The sequence below is a fragment of the Myxococcales bacterium genome (assembly GCA_016712525.1).
Classification (GTDB): domain Bacteria; phylum Myxococcota_A; class Polyangia; order Polyangiales; family Polyangiaceae; genus JAAFHV01.
This window is the reverse complement of record JADJQX010000001.1, coordinates 1,860,159-1,879,639: the sequence shown is the minus strand read 5'-3', so window position 1 is coordinate 1,879,639 and position 19,481 is coordinate 1,860,159. Positions and strand designations below refer to the sequence as shown.

The 19,481-nt window shown below is 69.6% G+C and carries 13 protein-coding genes; 6 read left to right on the top strand and 7 right to left on the bottom strand.

Annotation, left to right across the window (positions count from 1 at the left end; translation table 11 throughout):
* The first annotated feature begins 40 nt into the window (after window positions 1–40).
* Window positions 41–2,683 (top strand): hypothetical protein, encoded by a 2,643-nt coding sequence (locus IPK71_08015; protein ID MBK8213681.1) that lies wholly within the window; start codon window positions 41–43, stop codon window positions 2,681–2,683.
* Window positions 2,684–2,786: 103 nt separating this feature from the next.
* Entirely contained in the window at window positions 2,787–3,158 is a 372-nt protein-coding gene (locus IPK71_08010; protein MBK8213680.1) for a hypothetical protein, read from the top strand.
* Between the two features lie 335 nt (window positions 3,159–3,493).
* Here IPK71_08010 and IPK71_08005 read toward each other — a convergent pair whose 3' ends face one another.
* The 4 genes from IPK71_08005 to IPK71_07990 all read right to left on the bottom strand — a co-directional run bounded on the left by IPK71_08005 (window position 3,494) and on the right by IPK71_07990 (window position 10,611).
* The gene (locus IPK71_08005) at window positions 3,494–3,943 is read right to left on the bottom strand and encodes a hypothetical protein (GenBank protein ID MBK8213679.1); all 450 of its coding nucleotides are present in this window, start codon (window positions 3,941–3,943) and stop codon (window positions 3,494–3,496) included.
* 973 nt (window positions 3,944–4,916) lie between these two features.
* A complete protein-coding gene (locus IPK71_08000) occupies window positions 4,917–6,155 on the bottom strand; it encodes a hypothetical protein (protein ID MBK8213678.1) in 1,239 nt (412 codons plus the stop codon).
* Between the two features lie 361 nt (window positions 6,156–6,516).
* Window positions 6,517–8,829 carry a protein kinase gene (locus IPK71_07995; GenBank protein ID MBK8213677.1) on the bottom strand — a complete coding sequence of 771 codons (2,313 nt, stop codon included), beginning with the start codon at window positions 8,827–8,829 and terminating at the stop codon, window positions 6,517–6,519.
* 147 nt (window positions 8,830–8,976) lie between these two features.
* On the bottom strand, window positions 8,977–10,611 hold the full coding sequence (locus tag IPK71_07990; protein MBK8213676.1) for a hypothetical protein: 1,635 nt from the start codon (window positions 10,609–10,611) through the stop codon (window positions 8,977–8,979).
* 230 nt (window positions 10,612–10,841) lie between these two features.
* Between IPK71_07990 and IPK71_07985 the strand changes: the two genes are divergently transcribed.
* Both IPK71_07985 and pap read left to right on the top strand, forming a co-directional pair.
* Window positions 10,842–11,450: a hypothetical protein gene (locus IPK71_07985; GenBank protein MBK8213675.1), complete on the top strand. Its 609-nt coding sequence runs from the start codon at window positions 10,842–10,844 to the stop codon at window positions 11,448–11,450.
* 130 nt (window positions 11,451–11,580) lie between these two features.
* Window positions 11,581–13,086 carry a polyphosphate:AMP phosphotransferase gene (gene pap / locus IPK71_07980; GenBank protein MBK8213674.1) on the top strand — a complete coding sequence of 502 codons (1,506 nt, stop codon included), beginning with the start codon at window positions 11,581–11,583 and terminating at the stop codon, window positions 13,084–13,086.
* A gap of 16 nt (window positions 13,087–13,102) precedes the next feature.
* On the opposite strand, the gene IPK71_07975 is transcribed toward pap, so the two are convergent.
* From IPK71_07975 to IPK71_07965, 3 genes are all read right to left on the bottom strand, one after another.
* A complete protein-coding gene (locus IPK71_07975; GenBank protein MBK8213673.1) occupies window positions 13,103–13,492 on the bottom strand; it encodes a hypothetical protein in 390 nt (129 codons plus the stop codon).
* A 525-nt stretch (window positions 13,493–14,017) separates the two neighbouring features.
* A complete protein-coding gene (locus tag IPK71_07970) occupies window positions 14,018–15,577 on the bottom strand; it encodes an HD domain-containing protein (GenBank protein MBK8213672.1) in 1,560 nt (519 codons plus the stop codon).
* 36 nt (window positions 15,578–15,613) lie between these two features.
* Window positions 15,614–16,888 carry a hypothetical protein gene (locus IPK71_07965; protein MBK8213671.1) on the bottom strand — a complete coding sequence of 425 codons (1,275 nt, stop codon included), beginning with the start codon at window positions 16,886–16,888 and terminating at the stop codon, window positions 15,614–15,616.
* 172 nt (window positions 16,889–17,060) lie between these two features.
* On the opposite strand from IPK71_07965, the gene IPK71_07960 reads away from it, so the two are divergent.
* Window positions 17,061–17,894: a hypothetical protein gene (locus IPK71_07960; protein ID MBK8213670.1), complete on the top strand. Its 834-nt coding sequence runs from the start codon at window positions 17,061–17,063 to the stop codon at window positions 17,892–17,894.
* 117 nt (window positions 17,895–18,011) lie between these two features.
* Complete coding sequence (locus IPK71_07955; protein ID MBK8213669.1) at window positions 18,012–19,469, top strand: carbohydrate-binding protein; 1,458 nt, start codon at window positions 18,012–18,014, stop codon at window positions 19,467–19,469.
* The last annotated feature ends 12 nt before the right edge of the window (window positions 19,470–19,481 follow it).

Here is a 19,481-nt window from a genome sequence, read left to right as displayed (position 1 = left end):
GCGTGGCTGTTGCACATGGCTTCACGCAGGAGATGCCCTCATGACTTCGCGCTCTCGACAGAACCTACGCCTCGCGGCGCTCGCGCCGCTCCTGGCGCAGCTCGGCACACTCGGGTGCTTCGACTCGCCGGCCGATCTCGTCCCCTCGGTGCCAAAGGAAGGGCCGCCTCCGCTCTCGCAGCTCGTCGACCCTGAGGCGCCGAAGGACTACACCATCGAGGCAGGGCAATCCTTCACGATCGACAAGTCCTATTCGGTCGAGAACCTCACCATTCACGGCAAGCTCTATTGCCCGACGTACTTCACGGAGAAGGATCCTCCAATCACCATCACGGCGCGATCGATCACGGTGGACGGGCCAGGAGCCCTCTTCGAGTGCGGCGCGAGCGACACGGCTCGATTTCGCGGGAAGATCACCGTCCAGCTGAGAGACGACGTCTCGAGCCCCGGGGGGCACGATCACGTTCACGTGGGCACCCCCGCGACCCTCACCGCCACGAACGGCGGCACGCTCCGCATGTTCGGCGCGGGCAGCGCGACCACGTTCGGATGGCAACGCATCGCCGCCGACGTGCCCGCGAGCTCCCGTGAGGTGAAGCTGGAGACGGCCGTCGACTGGAAGGAAGGCGACACGATCGCCCTCGGCCCGAGCGGCTTCGACTACAAGGAGGCCGAGGAGCGCGTGATCGACTCCGTCGCCCCCGACCGCCGCTCCATCACGGTCAAGACGCCCTTCGCGCACACGCACAGCGCGTTTCGCAAGGTCTACACCGAGGGTGGCCGCAGCGCGACGCTCGACGAACGCCCCGAGATCGCGAACCTGACCCGCGCCATCGTCGTCGCCGCCGCAGGTGAACCGAGCGCGCTCGCCACGACGAAACGCGGAGCGCAGATCGTCGTCCACCGAGACGGGAAGGCCTACGTCGACGGGGTCGAGATCGCGCGTGGCGGCAAGCTCGGCGTGCTCGCCGAATACCCCTTTCACTGGCACCTCGTCGGCAATGCCTCCGGCCAGTTCCTGAGAAACTCGTCGATCCACCACTCGTTCCAGCGCTGCGTCACCATCCACGGGACGAACGAGGTGGAGGTCTCGAACAACGTCTGCTTCGACCACTTCGGGCACGGCTACTTCCTCGAGAACGGGAACGAGGTTCGCAACAAGCTGGTGCACAACCTGGGCATGCTCTCCCGCAGGGTCGACCCGGGGCTCGGCCTGCTCGACTCGGACATGCGCAGCCTCCAGCCCGTGCGCTTCAGCGCACCCGCGACGTTCTGGGTATCGAACCCCGACAACGAGCTCGTGGGGAACGTCGCGTCGGGCTCCCAGGGCACGGGCTTCTGGATGTCGTTCAGCAGAGGCATCCACTGCGGGGTCGGCGGCGACGCGAACCGGTGCGACGGGCCCGCAACGGGCGCCACGGCGAACACGGTATTCCCGTCGACGACGCCGACACTCCGGTTCGCCGAGAACATCGCCCACTCGTCCGTCGTCGGCATGAACTGGGACGGCTCCGAGGACGGCGAGCTGGTCGCCACGAGCGACAAACGCTTCGCGGAGCCGTGTCAACCGAATGGCAACGGCTACCAGTGCCGTATCGGGGCGAGGCACCCCGACGCACGCGAGACCGTCTCCGTCCACTACGCGCCCAAACGCGGCAACGACGCCGCGCCTCCTACCTTCGACAGCCTCCAGGTGTGGAAGAACGTCGCCACCGGCGTCTACTACCGAGGCTCCGGCGGCACCTTCACGCACTTCCTCGCCGCGGACAACGGGCGCTCGGTCTTCTTCGCGTACGACCAGAAGATCCTCGACGGCTTGGTCGTCGGGGCGAGCGACGGCGTCACCGCGGCAGACGCGACGTACGCGAAGGGCCTCGACCCGGCCGTGCGCCTCTACTACTTCGCGGGCACACTCATCTACGACGGGCCGTTCGATCTCGAACGTGTCCACTTCGCCGATTTCCAAGATCGATTTGGGGTCCCCGCCGGCCCATTCTTGAACATCGGCGGAGCGAACCGATTCGCCAACCGCGTGCGCTCTTTGACGTTCGGCTCCCCCAGGCCACGCGCCCTCATGTACCTCAAGACGGCCGACACCCCGTGGGCGGACACGCCGTGGTCGTCCGGCGTGCGCGACGATGGCTCGATCTCGGGGATCGCCGGCCTGCTCGTCCCGAATCACCCCATGAACGTCAGCGCGGGCGAGTGCACGACCGTCGACGCCTCGGCCGTCGACGATGGCCTCTCGTGCAGGTACACGTGGGGCGTCATGACGTTCGCGGACTCGACCTTCGCGTCCGGGTACGACGCGAATCGCGTCCCCATCAAGTTCGAGCGCATCGAGCGCGCGAATGGCGCGATCGTCACGTCGGACCCCCTCCGGCCGGACCAGCTCACCAACAAATCGGGGATGATCTCCGGGCTCCGATACCGCTACCGCCTCAGCCTCAGCCAACCCGGGGTCGAACCGGTGAAGATCCAATGGGTGTGGCAGCCCGAGGACGGCAAGGTGTCGCCCATCGTCGAGATCGACGGCGTCGCGGGTGCCTTCTGTCACCCGAAGGGCGCCCCGGCGGTCCCCGATCTCGACGTCGTGACGGGGTCGGCCTACCGCTGGGAGAATGGGAATCTCTTCATGCGAGTCGCTCCCGGCCAGGGAGAGCTCCTCTGCGCGCAGGAGTAGCCTCACGCGAGGCTCCATCTACCGACGATCGAGAAGGGAACGACGATTGAAGATTGCCGAAATAGGGGATGTTCTGGGTGAGGCGCTGAGGGCCGTCCCGTGGATGATTCGGAGCCAGAGCCAGGGCACGGCGACCTCGTCGCGTGACCTCGTCGTGATGGCGAGCCCCGGGGGACTCGTCCTCGCGGCGATCGATCGTGAGAGCGGGGACATGATCGACAGCGTCGAGTACGCCGCGCTCGAAGACCTCGAGGCGAGCGCGGACCGCGTCGTCGCGTGGGCGGCTTGCGTGGCGCGGCTCCTGGCGGGCGGCGGAGACTCGGCCACGATCGCCGATACGATCCCGGCGCCGGCGCTGCTCGTCGAGCCGTCCCTCGTCACCGAGGTCGACTTCGAGCGCGCACGACTCGACGTGGACCTCGAAGAGGCGTGCGTGGCGCGGCTCCGGCACGCAGCGACGGGGGAGTCGCCCTAGCCGAGACGGGCCCTCGTCGCCGCCACATGCCGCGGGCCAGGCGTCGTCGTCGTCCGAGGTCTCGGGCGGGATGGGCTCGGCCCCTTCGAAGCGTCGGACTTGCGCAGTGAGCCCCACCCCCCATCGGCCCTGCGGACACGCGGGGCCGAGGTGTTTGCTTTTGTGTGTGTGTCGAGATCGGCGGTCGTCATGATCGAGCTAGCCGGAGCCGTCGGCCGTCCTGAACGTGGAGCTCGGGCGTGCCTCGCTGCGACGCGAGCAGCAGGCAGGTCGCCCCACTGGCTCCGCCACCCGGCGACGCACTCGCGCCGGCTTCCTTTCCCTCTCCGCCGCGATCAGCCGCCGTCGCTCGCGTCGGTTCCCGCATCTGCGGCGCGCTGGCACACGACCTTCATCTCGGAAGTCGAGCCATAGCCCCCGCCCGTGCAGGTCTTCCGGTCGTAGCAGTCGCCGCCCGCTGGGCACGACGTCACGAGCACATCTCCAGGGTCGCAGGTCGGCTGCTTCTTGCACTTGCCCAGTCCGCAGAACGCGTACGGACCGCAGACATTGTAGCGCACGCAGTTCTCGACCGTGTCGAGACAGTCCTGCTCGGACTCGAACAGGATGCCGGGGCAGTTGCCAGCCTTCGCGCAGCCGTAGGGAGGGATCGTTGGCGCGGGCTGAGGCGAGGGTTGGGCACTCTCCGCAGGCGCCCGGACCGAGGGCTCCCCATGGTCGGTATTGCCGCCGCACGCTAGCAGCCCTAGAAGCAGGAGGCCCAGAGGAGCAATCCGTCGTCCCATGATCGGCGCGTAGCAACGAACGCGCCATCTGACGGGGTCGCATAAAACGCCGACGTCTTGGAGGATGCCGTCACGCGGTCCCTGATCGCGTTGTCGCGCTGAGATCATGGGCACCGACTTCGAGCCGGCAACGCGAGGAGGTAGTGAGTGCCCTACCACGATCGATCCGTCCCACGCCTGGAGGTGGCCGACGTGCATCGATCACCCACGCCGCACCCTCATGGTACCGTCGCCTCATGACGCTCGTCGTCTTCGGGGTAGCCTTGGGGGTAGTGCTCGTCGTGCTCGTGGGGCTCGTGGTCGTCCTTCGGTTCGCCCTCGTGCACACGCGCGCGAGTGAGGCGCTCGTCGTGTACGCGCCCGGCAGAGAGCCGCGGGTCTCGTTCCGCGGTGGGCTCGTCCTGCCCTTTCAGGCGCACGAAATCGTGGCTCTCTCCGCGAAAGAGCTCGTGCTGGAGAGGCGTGGCCGAAGCTCGCTCCGGTGCCGCGACAGCCTGCGCGCCGACGTGGTGCTCTCGGTGAGCGTGGCGGTGAACCCCACCAGCGAAGACGTGATCCACGCCGCTCGCGCGCTCGGCCACGGCAAGACCCACGACCTCGAGGCCGTTCGCCAGAGGTTCGCGGCCAAGCTCGGCGCCGCGCTCGACGAGGTGGCCCTCGCCGTCGACTACGACGACCTCTTCTCGCGCCGCGTCGAGCTCGAGGACCGCTTCGTCGAGGCGATCGGGCGGGATCTCGACGGCTTCGCCGTGCGCGAGGCCCACTTCCGAGAGATCACGCAGACCTCCCTCGAGAGCCTCGACCCGCAGGACGTGCACGACGCCGTCGCCATCCGCGAGCTGACCGAGCGCGCGGGCGCCGAGAACCTTCGAACCCGAGAGCTCGGCGATGCAGGTGATCCGTATCCCGCGAGGCCGAGTGGTCCGCACCGAGGTGCGCGGCGGCGAGTGCCCCAGCGGCGCCCCCTGAGCCTTCAGTTGCCGCAGCCGAGGTACCGCAGGAACCCTTGGCTCGTCGTCCCGGTGGGCCCGGACGGGCGCACGAAGGTGAACGCGAGGCGCGTGCCCGCGCGCACCACCGTGGCGAACATCGACGGCGACGCGTCGAGCTCGAACGACTCGAGGATGGCCCCTGCCTTGGACACACGGAAGACCCGCGTGCGGTGGGAGAGGCGCTCGGGAGACGTGTTCTGCGTGAACGAGACCACGTACGGCACGAGCACCACGTACGAGTCTCCCGTGTAGAGCACACGCGGTTCGAGGGCGTCCGTGTCGCGCCCGAACGACGCGAGCGGCTGGGTCGTCGTCACGCCGGCGGGGCCCACGAGCCGGAAGGTGTACGACGTGGTGAGACCGGACGTTGCGCGTTCGCGCGTCACGAGCGCGTGGCTCGAACCGTCGAACGCGAGCGCCGTATGGTAGTCGGCCGCGGGCACGATCACAGGCCGAGGCGCCGAGAGCACCTCGCTCGCGAGGTCGAGCGTGCGCATCCGCAAATCGTCCTCGAAGTTGCGGCCGTAGGCGACGTCGAGCGTGCGCGTCGTGGGATGAAACGCGAAGCCTCCACCGCCGTGCAGGTCGGAGCGCGTGCCATCGCGCAGGTCGGTGAGCGCCTCTTTGCCCGGTGTGACAGCCGATGCCCCGGTCGCCGTGGAGAGCACGTGCACACGCGGCTGCCAGGTGCTCCCCGCGCACGTGTACTGCGCCATCCCGGCCACGATGCGCGCCCCGTCGACGAAGAGGTGCAGCGCGCCTCCGACGGCGTTGCACCCGTAGCCGAGCGCGGTCGTCCAGGTGGGCGGCCCGCCCGCCGCCGGCAGCCGCGCGAGCCTGTAGAGCTGGTCCTGGCGCCACTGCCACGCGAAGAAGAGGTCTCCCGACGGGTCGAGGGCGAGCTCGGCCCACGTCGCTCCCGGGGGGAGCCCCGCGAGCCGACGCACCACGTCGGGCCCCGTGACGGCGCCCGCGGCGTCCCTCCGTTGAACGACGATGTCCGCGACGTTGCTCAGGTTCTCGTAGACCTCGACGGCCCGCGCGAGCACGAGCTCACGACCCGACCACGCGGCCGCGACCTGCCCTCGCCACGCGGGCTCGGGCGTGTAGATCGGGATCGGGTCACCCTTCGTGGTGACGGCGCAGTCGAGCGGTTGGCAGTCGGGGTCCGCCCCCCCGTGCACGATCGCGAGCGGGCAGCACCCATCGGCAGGGCCCACCGGGCACGTCCGCGCATCGAGGGGCCCTGCGTCGCTCGCCCCGCCGTCGCCCGCCCCGCCGTCGGTCTCCGCTGCACCGTCACGCCGAAGACCGCTGTCCGTCGCGGCACTGGAGTCGCCAGCCGCGCTGCCGTCGCCCGTGCTCCCATCGGGAGAGCCTTGACGAGGGGGCTCGGCGCCAGAGCCGACGCCCGGGTCGAACGTTTCGCTCCCGCACGCGACCGCGCACAGGAGACCAAAGACCCAGAGACCCCGCTTTGCCCACCGTCGAGACGTCATCCCACGTCGTACGCCGGAGTTCCGAGAACCTTCCCAACCCCTCGGAACAACATGCACTTTCGGCAAGGAGGGCCCGGCGCGCTCACCCTCCGCGGAGGGCGTCGTGGATGCGGGCGGCGCGCTCGCGCACGATCGCGAAGAGCCGCGAGGACCGAGGATCGGCCCGGAGCGCGCGGAGGCCGGGGCTCTTCGCGAGCCAGTGCATGTCGAAGAGGCCGAACGTGACGGCCCGGTCGAGCGCAGCGAGCGCGAGGTCGACGTCTCCCGAGGCCGAGGCGACGTCGCACGTGATCTGCGCGTAGAGCACGTTGCGACGGTGGCTCGCGTGCGTCTCGTCGAGGGCCTTCCTGGCGAGCACGTCTCGCGCGGAGGGCCAGTCCCCGCGCATGGCGTCGAGGGCGGCCCGCGAGAGCTCCGGGTCGAAGATCCCCGCCACGATGAGCCGCTCGACCTCCCGCATGGCGGTCGCGATCCACTCGGCGTCGCCGCTCCACCACGCGAGCCTGAGCAGACCGAACCAGCGATCGACCTTCTTTCCGTCGCTCTGCTCGAGCAGATCGAGCTGCCGCTTCGCCTCGTCCCAGTCGCCGTCGAGCGCGTCGGCGCGCGCGATCTCCCAGCGGACCGAGTAGAGCTCGGGATCGCGCAGCATCGCGGCCTCGAGGCGCGCGCGGCCGTCCTCGATGAACCCGGCCTCGAGCAACATGCGCCCGAGCCACTCGTGGCCATCGGGCCAGGCGGGCGCGGCGTGGAGCGCGGCGCGAAAGTGACGTGCCGCGGAGACCGGATCGTCCCCCTGGAGCGCGAGGTGGCCTGCGGCGAGGTGCGGCTCGGGGCGCGAAGGGCCCATCGCGAGCGCCCGCGCCACGTCTCGCCGCGGGGTCTCGAAGTCGGCCTTGCCGATCGGCGCGAAGAAGGCGAACCGCTGGAGCGCCATCGCGCGGCCGGCGAGCAAAACAGGGTGATCCGGGGCGTGCCGGAGCGCCTCTTCGTAGAGCCTCACCACGCGACCATCGTCGAACGAGAACGTGCGGCGAAAGGCGCTGCGCGCGCGGAGCCAAGGCTCGAGCGCACCGGGTGGGAGAGTATCGTCCGGGTGCTTCGCGCGGAGCGTGCCCGACGTCGCCAGCGCGAGGCTCTCGAGGAGGAGGTCGGTGAGGCGAGGCACGAGGTGAGCCGCAAGGGGGAAACGCCCCGTGAGCACGGGCCTCTCGTCCGACGTCGCACGCACCTCGAAGGCAACCTGGGATACGGCGCCCGGGAGCGCCCGACCGTCGACGGTGAACGTCGCGCGCGACGGGCCTTCGTCGAGCAAGAGCCGTACGCCCGAGAGCCGCGTGATGCCGAGCAAGAGCTCTTCGCGCACGGCGCCGAGCACGGGGCCCGTGTCCTCGTCCCCGTCCGTGAAGGGCGCGATGACGACGGTGGGCGCCGGATCACGCCGAGGATCCCGAGGACGCCCGAGCACGAGCGCGCGCCCGTCGAGGGACGATGCCACGTCCTCGAGCGCGCTCGCGAACGCTGCGGCGTCGGGGAAGCGTGCCTCGGGCGCCTCGGCCATGGCGCGCACGACGAGACGCGCGAGCCCCTCGGGGAGATCGGCCCGCCGCGCACGAGGGTCGGGAGGCGCCTTGCCGAGACGCGCGCCCATGGCCTCCGGAACGGTCGCGCCGTCGAACGGGATCGTGCCGGTGAGGAGCTCGAACAGCGTGACTCCGAGCGCGTACACGTCCGAGAGCGGTCCGGTCGGCTCACCCTTGATCTGCTCCGGCGACATGTAGGCGGGCGTCCCCACCAGATCGACGCTCGTGTCGCCGAGCGCGAACGCGATGCCGAAATCGGCCACGGCGACGTGCCCGTTCGAGCGCACGAGCACGTTGTCGGGCTTGATGTCCCTGTGGATGACGCCGGCGGCGTGGGCGGCGGCGAGCGCCCTCGCGACCTCGGCGGTGACACGCGCGGCCGCGCCTGGGGCGAGGACCCCTTCGCGCTCCAGCACGTCCGAGAGCGGCTCCCCTTCGACGAGCTCCATCGTCACGAAGCGGATCCCGTCGGCGTCGTGGAGCTCGAACACACGCGCGACCGACGGATGCGTCACCCTCCGCGCCAGCCTCACTTCGGTGCGAAAGCGCTCGACGAGCGCCGGACGGCTCGCGAGCTCTTTGCGCAAGGTCTTGATCGCGACGGGCTCGTCGAGCTCGCGGTCGTGGGCTTGGTACACCTCGCCCATGCCACCTGCGCCGAGGAACGCGAAGACGTCGTAGCGACCCGCGAGCGTGCGCCCGACGAGGAGCCCCTCGCCCTCTCGGGGCACGCGTTTGCCGCTGCTCGCCACGAGCTCCACCATGGACTCGGCGAGCTGGGTCTCATCCTCCACGACGCTACGAGCGACCACGGTACGATGTTCCTTCAAGCGACGCGGTTTGGCCAGCCTTCTCGCGAGGAGCGCGGCGCGCCGGGGTCCCAGGCGCACGGCCGCGGGCGCACCCCGCACGCTCGGGTCTCGGAGCGGCGGGTTCCGAGGTACGCCCGCTGATTTGGACTACCGCGAAGCGCCGAGCTCGTGCAGCTCGAGCACGTCGAGCGAGCCCGTCGTCATGACCTCGACGTAGCCGAGTGGATAGTACGTCTCGCGCGACTCGAGCATCCCACGCCCTCGGTTCTGGACCTCGGTGACGACGAACCTCGGCCTCGCCTTCTCGAAATAGGCATGATCTTCGGCGACGAAGTCGTGGTGGCGGTACGATTTGGGGTGCCAGATGTAGTTCGTCCAGAAGAACCTCCCTCCGTAGCGGAGGCCCGTCTGGGCGTAGATTTGGGTGTCGAACCCGCGCACGCACACCCTGTCCCCCGGGCGGGCGTGGGCCTTGAGGTACGCGCTCACGGCGTCCACGTCGACCTGGTAGTAGCCCATGGGGGGCGAATAGAAGCGCCGCGCGAACTGCTCCCGCGTCGCCTGCCCGGTGACGAGATCGAGCACCGCGCCCTGCTCCCGCGAGAGCACGCGGAGGTCGTACGGCGTGCACATGTATCCTGCACCGATGAGCGCCACGGGGAGCGCCGTGGCGAGCGCCGGACCGAGCCGCTTCTCGAGGGCGTGCCGCCCCTCGTAGACGAGCGCGACGAGCCCGAACGTGAGCGGGCCGAACGCCGTCACCCAGTGCACGCCGAAGAACTTCTGCTGCACCGTGACCGCCGCGCTCGCCGCGACGATGAGCGCGAGGCCGAGCCCGCCGCGGAGAAAGAGCTCCCGCCTCCGGCCCATGGCACCGAGCGCCACGCGCGCGAGCGTGGTCACGACGACGAGCTGCCCGAGCACCCCGAGGAAGGTGAGCTCGTCCCGGTGGAGGCGGACCACGTCGGCCAGGGTGGTGACGTTCTTGAACGCCTTCGCGTAGTGCTTGTTCCCGTGGACGACGATGTCGATCATGGCGCCCATCGCGCCGTGGGCACCGAAGTAGGCGACGACGAGGACGAGCGGGAGCCCCGCGCCGAGGACGGCCCACGGCACGAGCCCGAGGGCAGAGCGGGCCGCCCCCATGAGGCGGGCGTGCGTCCCTTGCCGCCCCCCGTCGTAGAGGACCCGCCACCCGAGGACGAGCCCCCCGATTCCCGAGTAGAGCACGCTCATCGGCTTCATGAGGACGCCGAGACTCGCGAGGAGACCGAACACGAAGAAGGCTCGACGGAGCGCCTTCACGTGCAGGGCCGCCGCGATCGCGGCCATTCCGAAGAGCGTGTACCAAATCTCGGTTTGGTACGAATTCCAGAAGTCGAAGTGGCCATAATGCGCGAGGCTCGCGAGCGTCGCGCTCGCCGCGTAGAGGCCCCGTGGGACACGCCTTCCGCGCGGCACGACGAGGCGCGTCGCGACGAGGCCGAGCGCGAGCACCGCCCCGAGCTCCACGATCTTGCTGCTCGCGAGCGACTCCCCGAAGAGGGACTGGGCGATCCTGTGGACGACGTAGATCCCCGGCGGCTTGTGGTCGAAGACGTCACGGTAGGGCACGAGGCCGTGCCGCCACTCTCGGGCCACGTAGAAGTAGAGCCCTTGGTCGTCTCCGAAGGGCAGGAGCAGCGAGTGGACGCCAAGGACCACGCCGAGCACGCCGAGGCCGACGACCACGAACGTCATCGCTCGGCGCGCCCACACTCCCTGCTTCCCCACGTCGCCCATCGCGGCGCGCTGCTCTGCATCTCCTGCGCCATAGGCTCCTTGCCGCCATTTGCGCGAATGGCCATGCGCAGACCCGTGGCAAACCGATCAGCCTGCTCATCGATTCAGCGTAGAGGTCCGCGTGCTCGGCGCGATCCCACGCGCAAGAGGCGCGCCGCCGAAGGGTTCGCTCTCGAGGCGGTTCCCGGTCGAGGGAAGGCCATCACCCTCGCGTGCGTAGGAGGTCGGGTATGGCCTCGGCATGGCTCTTCGATCGAACGCTCGTGGTCGACCCCGAGGCGCGACGCGTCGCGCTCGAGCCGGCTCGCCTGCCATCGCTGCTGATCGCGGCGAGCGTGGGCGTCGTCCCGGCATCCCTCGTGGCCATCGAGCTCTCGGGGCGGTACGTTCTGGCGACGGGCGGGTACGTGCTTTTGGCGGCGTACGGCTTCCTCGCCATCGCGCTCGCGGTGGTGCCTTGGCTCCCTGGGAACAAGGCACTCGTCGTGGATGTCGGCGCGGGAGAGCTTCGCACGAAGGCCGGTCGGGCTCGGCTGCTCGGGGTGCGGGTCGAGCGCGCGGTCGACGCGCGAGGCGCCCCTCGCGCCACGCTCGTCGCGAAGGTCGAGGCCGGGCCCGACGTCTCCATCGTCTACCTGGCGAACGACGGCGCGCGCCTCGTCGAACGCCTCGTCGAGGTGATGTCCTCCGGCTCCGCCCCCTGGCCGAACGACCTCGCGCTCGAGCTCTCACGGGTTCATCGCCAGTCGATCGTCAGCGCAGTCTTGCTCGTCGCCGTCGGCCTAGGTTTCGGTGGCTTTCTCGCCGCTCGCTACGCGTTCGATCCCTTCGCTCCGTGAAGGCCTGGAAGGCTCGTTCGGCAAGGTCCGCGCGATGGCGCGAGCCCACACGCAAACGGCGCGCCCTTGGCCTCGAGCGGACTCTCGAGGTCCCCCACACGGGTGACGACGGACGCGATACGGTGGAACCATGTTCGAGTCTGCCGAGCTGGGTCACACGATCGACGACGCCACCTTCGCGAAGCGCGCGGCCACGCTGCGTGCCGAGCTCCTCGAGGCGCAGTACGCCCTCATCGCCGACAAGGGCTTCCCCGTCGTCGTGCTGGTGAACGGAGTCGACGGCGCCGGCAAGGGCGAGACCGTGAACCTCCTCAACGAGTGGATGGACACGCGCCACATCGAGAACCACGCCTTCGGCCCGCCGACCGAAGAGGAGCGCGAGCGCCCGCCCATGTGGCGCTTCTGGAGGGCGCTGCCCCCCAAGGGGAAAATAGGGATTTTGTTCGGAAATTGGTACACGGCGCCCATCGTCTCGCGGGTGCGTGGCCAGATCTCGAGCGGGGATCTCGAGTCCGCGATCGACGGCATCAACCACTTCGAGCGCATGCTCACCGACGAAGGCGCGCTCGTCCTCAAGCTGTGGTTCCACCTGTCGAAGACCGCCCAGAAGAAGCGCCTCGCCGAGCTCGCGAAGAAGAAAGAGACCCGCTGGCGCGTCACCAAGACCGACTGGAAGAACTTCGCGAGCTACGACAAGTTCGCCAAGGTCTCGGAGCGGGTGCTCCGCCAGACGAGCACCGGAGAGGCCCCGTGGCTCGTGGTCGAGGGCTCGTGCCCGAACTACCGCGCGCTCACCGTCGCCACGCAGATCCTCACCGCCCTCCGCGAGCGCCTCGACGCCAAGAAGCAAAAGAAGGCGCCGACCCGCGCCGTCACCAAGGCGCCGCCGCTCGTCCCCTCGGTCGACGGGGTCCGCATCCTCCAGACGCTCGACTACGCGGGAAAACGCCTCTCGAAGGAGAAGTTCGAGAAGGGCCTCCCGAAGCAGCTCGCCCGCCTCAACACGCTCAGCCGAAGCGACGCCATGAAGGAACGTCAGGTGGTCGTCGTGCTCGAAGGGAGCGACGCCGCGGGCAAGGGCGGCGCCATTCGTCGTGTCACGCAGGCGCTCGACGCGCGCCAATACCGAGTCATCCCGATCGCCGCGCCGACCGAAGAGGAGCGCGCGCAGCCGTACCTCTGGCGCTTCTGGAGGCATCTCCCTCCCCGCGGGCGATTCACCATCTACGACCGCTCGTGGTACGGCCGCGTGCTCGTCGAGCGCGTCGAGGGCTTCTGCACGACCGACGCGTGGATGCGCGCCTACGCCGAGATCAACGACTTCGAGCGGCAGCTCGTGGAGCACGGCGCGATCGTGGTGAAGCTCTGGCTCGCCATCACCAAAGAAGAGCAGCTCCGGCGCTTCAAGGAGCGCGAAGAGACGCGCTTCAAGAAGTTCAAGATCACCGCCGAAGACTGGCGAAACCGCGACAAATGGGACGACTACGAGCTCGCGGCCTCCGACATGATCGACCGCACGAGCACGTCGTTCGCCCCGTGGACCATCGTCGAGGCGAACGACAAACACTTCGCCCGTCGCAAGGTGCTCGACACCCTCACGAACGCCATCGACGCCGCGTTCGAGAAGAAGCGCTAAGTCCGAGCGCTCGCGCTCACCGGCACACGCGCCGGCCAAACTCGTCTCGACCGACCTCGCGCAGGCCCGGCTGGCACACGCACACGTTCGCGTCGTTGGCGGGCTGGGTGCCTTCGCTGCACGACCACACGCAGCGTCCGTCGGGGGCGCGCCCCATGTAGGGGCCGGGGCAGTCGGGGTCGGCATCGGGATCGCTCGACGGCGACGGAGCGGGGAGCGGCGTGGGCGCAGGCGATGCGGTGGGCAGATCGGGCGGCGACGAGGTGGGGAGCGCGGTGGGAGTGTCCGTCGGAGAGGGGCTCGGGCTGCACGACCCCTCGGGGCAGGGCTCGACGCGACCTCCGCAGGCAGCGAGCAGCGACGAGAGGACGAACGCGGCGACGAGCTTGGCGGGGTGATGGTTCATGCTTCCCCGTTTTGCAGCCCTCATGCCGAAACGACGACCCGCCGCAACCCACGGAAACTACGAGTGCTTTCGGCGGAGGGGCCACGATCTCGGCGCACGTTGGCACACGCCTCGAGAGCGCCTCGGTCACGGTGCCGCCGACTCCACGCCCGAACGTCCCGGCACATCGCGCAGCCACCTGCCGAGAGCGCCCAGCGGCATGCGCAAGGCGCCCAGCCCTACGCCCGAGTCGCGCAGGCATGTGCCGCACGTGCCCGGCACCACGCCCGAGCCGCCCAGCCCTACGCCCGAGCCGCCCAGCCCTACGCCCGAGCCGCCCAGCCCTACGCCCGAGCCGCCCAGGCGTACGCCGCACCGGCCCAGCCCTACGACGGAGCCGCCCAGCACCATGCGCCACCGGCCCAGCACCACGCCCGAGTCGCCCAGGCGTGCGCCGCACCGGCCCAGCCCTACGACGGAGCCGCCCAGGACCACGCCCCACGCGCCCAGCTCTGTGCACCGCCTCCCCTGACGTACCAGCGGGGCTCAGCTCAGGAGGCCGAGCTCGGAGGCGCGGAGGGCGGCGCCGGCGCGCGTGCGCACCTCGAGCTTGTCGTACGCGTGGATGGTGTGGCTCTGCACGGTGCGCGCGGAGATGCCGAGCGCCTGGGCGATCTCTTTGTTCGAGAGGCCACGGGCGACGAGCGAGATCACCTCGCGCTCCCGTGACGACAGCTCGGGGGAGCGGCTCGGGCGGGGTACGTCCACGTCGGCGCCGTCGGCGGCGAGCACGGCCTCGACGGCCTCTTGCGGGAGCCTCCCGGCGCGCGCATCTTCGGTGAGGAGCGCGTGCCTCGCGGCCACGTCGAAGCGAGGTCGGTGCGGGCGATCTTCTCCGCTCGCGGCGAGCACGTCGGCCGCGGCGAGCACCGAGGCCATGAGGTCCGGGCGCTCTCCTTTCGGATACCCCGAGCCATCGAGGCGCTCGTGGTGCGCGCCCACGATCCGCGCCACGCCCGGGTCGAGGTGCTGCGCGATGCGCTCCCCCACGTACGGATGAAGACGCACCTTCTCCCACTCGATAGGCCCGAGCGGACCACGCGTCCCGAGCACACGATTCGGCACTCCGACACGCCCCACGTCGTGGAGCCACGCGGCGCGAACGAGGCAGCGCGAGCGCAGCGGGTCGAGCCGTAGGCGCAAGGCCGCCCCTTGAGCGAGCGCGGCCACACGGCGTGAATGCCCGAGAAAAATAGGGCACTTCTGATCGGCGAAGTCGCCCATGACCTCGATCACGTCGTCTTTCGTGGGCACCCTCTCGCAGCCGGCGTCGAGCGCACGATCGATGGCGCCCTGCACGTTCTCCCAGAGCGGGCCCTCGCGGAACGCGCCCAAGAACCGAGGGCTCGAGGCGAGCGCGCGGCACATCTCGGGATCGAGCTGGCCCTTCGCGCGGCGCTCGAGGCAGCGCACGACCCCCGGCTCTTCGCCGCGCAAGAGAAAGTGGACCGTCGCTTCGCGCGCGAGGTGCACGACACGCGCGGCGACCGGGATCGCGCTGCCCGAGAGCTTCGCGGGGCCGCCCTCTCCGTCCCATCGCTCGTGGAGGGCCGCGAGGACCGAGAGCACGCCGGGCCCGGCGCCGAGGCGCGAAGCGAGCAACATCGCGCCCTCGCAGTGGCTCCTCTCGTAGCCCGCGGTGAACGCCGCCCCCTCGGCCATGAGCTTGGCCGCGCGCATCGCGCGCTCGAACGCGTCCCCGGGGAGATCTTGGAGCACCGCCTTGGCGATCGGGCCGCGATCGAGCTTGTCGAGCGGCGCGAGCACGCGGGCCGCGACGTGCTCGTCTCCGAGGGAGCGCGCCTCTTCGTGTGCGTACGAGGTGCACCCGAGGTAGCGAAAGAGCGCACCGAGCACGGCCTCCGCGCGCTCTTGGCTCGAGAGCCCGAGCTCCTCGGCGGCCACGACGGCGACCCACGTGCCACGGAGCGCGGTGGTCTCGGGAGAGCCGTTGGCCATGTCGATGGCCAAGCCGAGCGCCGAGAGCGCCGAGAGGAGCCCTTCGCGAGCTCCGCTCTCCGTGGTGTCGTTCTTGTCCTGGCTCATGCGCACCTCGAGCCTACGTGAGATAGCGAACGCAGCTCAAGGTGTGGGCTCGGCGCGGATCGCGTCGCGGTAGTTGGCGCTCGAAGGGAGCGCGACGCGGCGCGCGCGCATCACGTTGCCGAGCGGGCGGTGCACGTCGATCGTGTGCCAAGGACGGAACGAGAAGTCGTCGCAGCGCTCGCGATCCGCGGCCACGGCGGGGGCGTCGAGGTTTCGCGGCTCGAACGTGATGCGCCCGACCTTGGTGAGCTTGCTGGTCCAAGGGACCGACACGTCCTCGATGGGCTGGGCGCGAGGGTCCTCTTGCATCTGCACGAACACGTCGGCGCACACGGTCCTCTGCGCGAAGCGAGCCGCGAGGTCCTTTCGGAGAAACTCGGGGTCCTTGGTGTTCGGCTCGATCACGACCGGCGCGCAGCGCGAGCCCTCGAGCACACCCGTCTTCACCACGAGCTTGAACGCCCCCTTCGCACGGGCCTTCGCGGTGTCTCCAGCCTCGAGGCCGAGCGCGTTCGGCGCGCCCGTGGAGTACGTGTCGCCGAGCAGGCTCCCGACCTTCTTCGTCTTGTCGAGGACGCGGTTCGCGAGAAAATCGACGATGCGCACGTTCTCGTCGCGCGTGAGGAACGACCCCGCCTGCACGAGGTTGTCGATCTTCCCGAGGATGGTGGAGCTGTCGTTCGCGCCCATCATGGCCTCGCCGAACGCCATCATGTGGCGCACGTCCGAGGCGGGCCCGACGTCTTGGTTCGCGAGCAAAAAGTCCTGCGTCGTGGCCGACTCGTCGCCCGGTACGGTGACGATGCGGTTCCCCGGTACTCCCATGATTTTGATGGCGAATCCGCGCATGTCGAGCTTCTTGTCCGACTGCCTTTGGCCCACCCCGTTCGAGAAACGCACCCACGTCGGGTACTCGGCCGCGCGCGCGAAGAGCCCGACACGCGCGCCCTCGGGGAGCTCCTGCGGATCGATGCGGAGCGACCCACGCGTGCAGGCGTGCGACTTCGCGTGGAAGGCGCGCGCGAGCTCCTTCGCCCCCGACTCTTTCTTCGCGTGATCTTGGAAGCGGTTCACGAGGCGGGCGATGCTGGCGAGCTCCTCGTCCTCGCCCGGGAGGCGGTTCTCTTCGCCGAGGGCAAGATCGCGCTGGGCCCAGGGGTTCGCCGGGTCCGGGCGCGACCGATCGACGTTGCCGCGCACGAGCCGATAGAGGTTGTTCACCGAGATCGCGTCTTGGCTCTCTTCGCTCGTGTCGGGCTCCTCCACCGCGGCCGAGCACGCGGCGAGAGCAAACAGGACCGAAAGGGGCACGAACCAGCGGGTATTCGACATCACGACCTCCGTTGTGGGTCGATGTACGAGGGAGACAGGGTCCGAGCCATCCGCCAAATGGCGGCCTACCTCCACGCACCCGAAAGGCTGCTACCGTAGAGGTTCGTGGGTCGAGCGCGCTCGGCCTTCTCGGGGGCGCGAGGACCATCGCATGAAGCCACTCTCCGTCGCCACCGCCCTAGGGCTCACGCTCGTCGCCTCGGCCTGCGGGCTCTCCCTCGCGATCGAAGAGTCGTCGATCTCCTCGAGCGACGCGGCCACGCCCCTCGACGCACGCGCGCCCGACGCCGCGACTCCACTCCCCCCGTGCACCACGCTGCTGAACGAGTCGTTCTCGGACGACGAAGGGGATCTCGACACGATCGGCCGCGACACGCGGGCCGAGGGGGACCGCCTGACGCTCGTTCGCCGCGACGACCGGGACGGCCGCGGCGCGGCCTATTTCACGGCCTCGTCGCCCCTCGTCGATTTCGAGGTCGCGTTCACCGTGCACACGGGGTCGCTCGGGCCCATCGGCTCGCGCGCCGACGGGTTCGCCGTGAGCTGGCTCGAGCTCCCCCTCCAAGGCCCATTCGAAATCCAAGCGGGCCGCGCGCTCGGCATGACCGACGATCCCCGCGGGCAGCGCGGGCGCGGCGTCATCCTCGACGTGTACGACCCCCCGCGCGCCTTCTCCGAGAACGAGATCCGAGACAACAACGTCCGGAACGACCTCGGCACGCTCGCCGAGGTCACGACCGACGGAGAGCTCGCCGTCGACGTGCGTGTTCGAAGGTCGCGAGGCACCTACGTCACGACCCTGACGAGCCGGAACGGCCCCGTGCTCCTCGAGAGCGGGAGCCCGACCACCACGGTCACGCGCACCACGACGGACACCGACCCGTCCCGCACGTACCGCACCTTCCTGTTCTCGGCGTCCTCGGGCCGAGTGCAGGCGCCGGGCTTCTACGTCGACGACGTGACCATCGCGACCTGCCCCCGCTGACCGGAACGCAGCTACGCGTGACGTTTTTGTCAGATCCCTGGTTTTTCCAGGTGATCCTCGCGCCATTTTCGCCCGGCTCGCCTCGACAAAGGTAGGTGAACGTGCCACAAAGGCACGATGCCGAAGCTCGCTCGTCTCGCCTTCGTGGCCCCCTTCGCCCTCTTGTGTCTCGCGGCGGCAGGTCCGCTGGGGTGCACGGCCGAGGCCCAAGGCGACGAGGCCGAGTCTTCGGAGGAGTCCCTCACCGGAAAGTGCGAGGCGCCTACGACGGTCGCGCCCGGCAGGCCTCAGGTCTACTTCGCGCCCTTCGATCGCCCCGAGGACGAGGTGCTCTGCCTGCTCGACACGGCCCGGAGCGAGGTGGTCATCGCGCACTACAACATTCGCCGCGAGAAGGTCATCGCCAAGCTCGTCGAGCTCTCGCGGCGCGGCGTCACGGTGAAGGTCGCGGTCGATCAGGACAACGCGAAGCAGCCCTACAACATCGGCGACGACGCCATCGAGGCCGCGGGTATCAAGATCGTGCGTGTGTCTCCGCCGGGCTCGACTTCGCTCATGCACCTGAAGGCCGCCGTGATCGACGGCACGACGACGCTCACCGGCTCGTTCAACTGGAACGAGACCGCGGCCCTCGTAAACGACGAGAACATGGTCGTCTTCCGCGAGCCCGAGGTGGCCAAAAAATACCGCGATCAGATCCTCGAGGTGATCGGCGAGAAGCCCAAGACGGTCGACGGGGGCGTGGTGCTTCCGGGCCTCGAGCTGCACTTCTCCCCCGAGGAGAAGCTCGATCCCGTGATCGTGCGCGCGATCGACGGGGCGAAGACCTCGGTCGACATCGCGATGTACACGTACACCATGCCGAACGTCATGGACGCGGCGGTGCGCGCGCAGCGGCGCGGCGTTCGAGTGAGGCTCGTGGCCGAGAAGAAGCAGGCGGGGCTCTCGCGCGGGGACGAGGCCCTCGAGGCGGCCGGAGGGCTCGTCGTGCGGGCCGCGAACAAGCTCGGGCTCTACTCCGCGATGCACCACAAGTACGCCGTGATCGACGACAAACGCGTGCTCACGGGCGCCTCGAACTGGACCAAAAACGGCACCCAGCAGAGCGACGAAGATCTGCTCGTCATCGACGACCGCCCCGAGCTCACGCGCAAATTCCGGCAAAACTTCGCCGACCTCCTCTCGTATTACGCCGCTCGCGACACGACCGGCGACGACGCCACCCTGAAGCGCCCGCTCTCGCCCGTGGTCTTCCACGTGGTGAACGACAAAACGAGCCTCGGCGACGAGGTGCGCGTCGTGGGCTCCGACCCGCGCCTCGGAGCCTGGGACACCGCGAAGAGCGTGCGCGCCGAGACCGCACAAGACCTCTTCCCGAACTGGGCCGCCCCCACCGATCTGACGGCCGGGGCACGTGTAGAGTACAAGTTCATCGTCAAGAAGGCCTCGGGCGCGATCGAGTGGGAGCCCGGGCCGAACCGCGTGGTGACGGTGCCCGCGACCGGGCGCGCGATGGTGCTCCAGGGCCTCGCCGGCGACACGAGCCAGAACTGGACCCCCGCGACCCCGCGCTGAACCTCCCGCGTC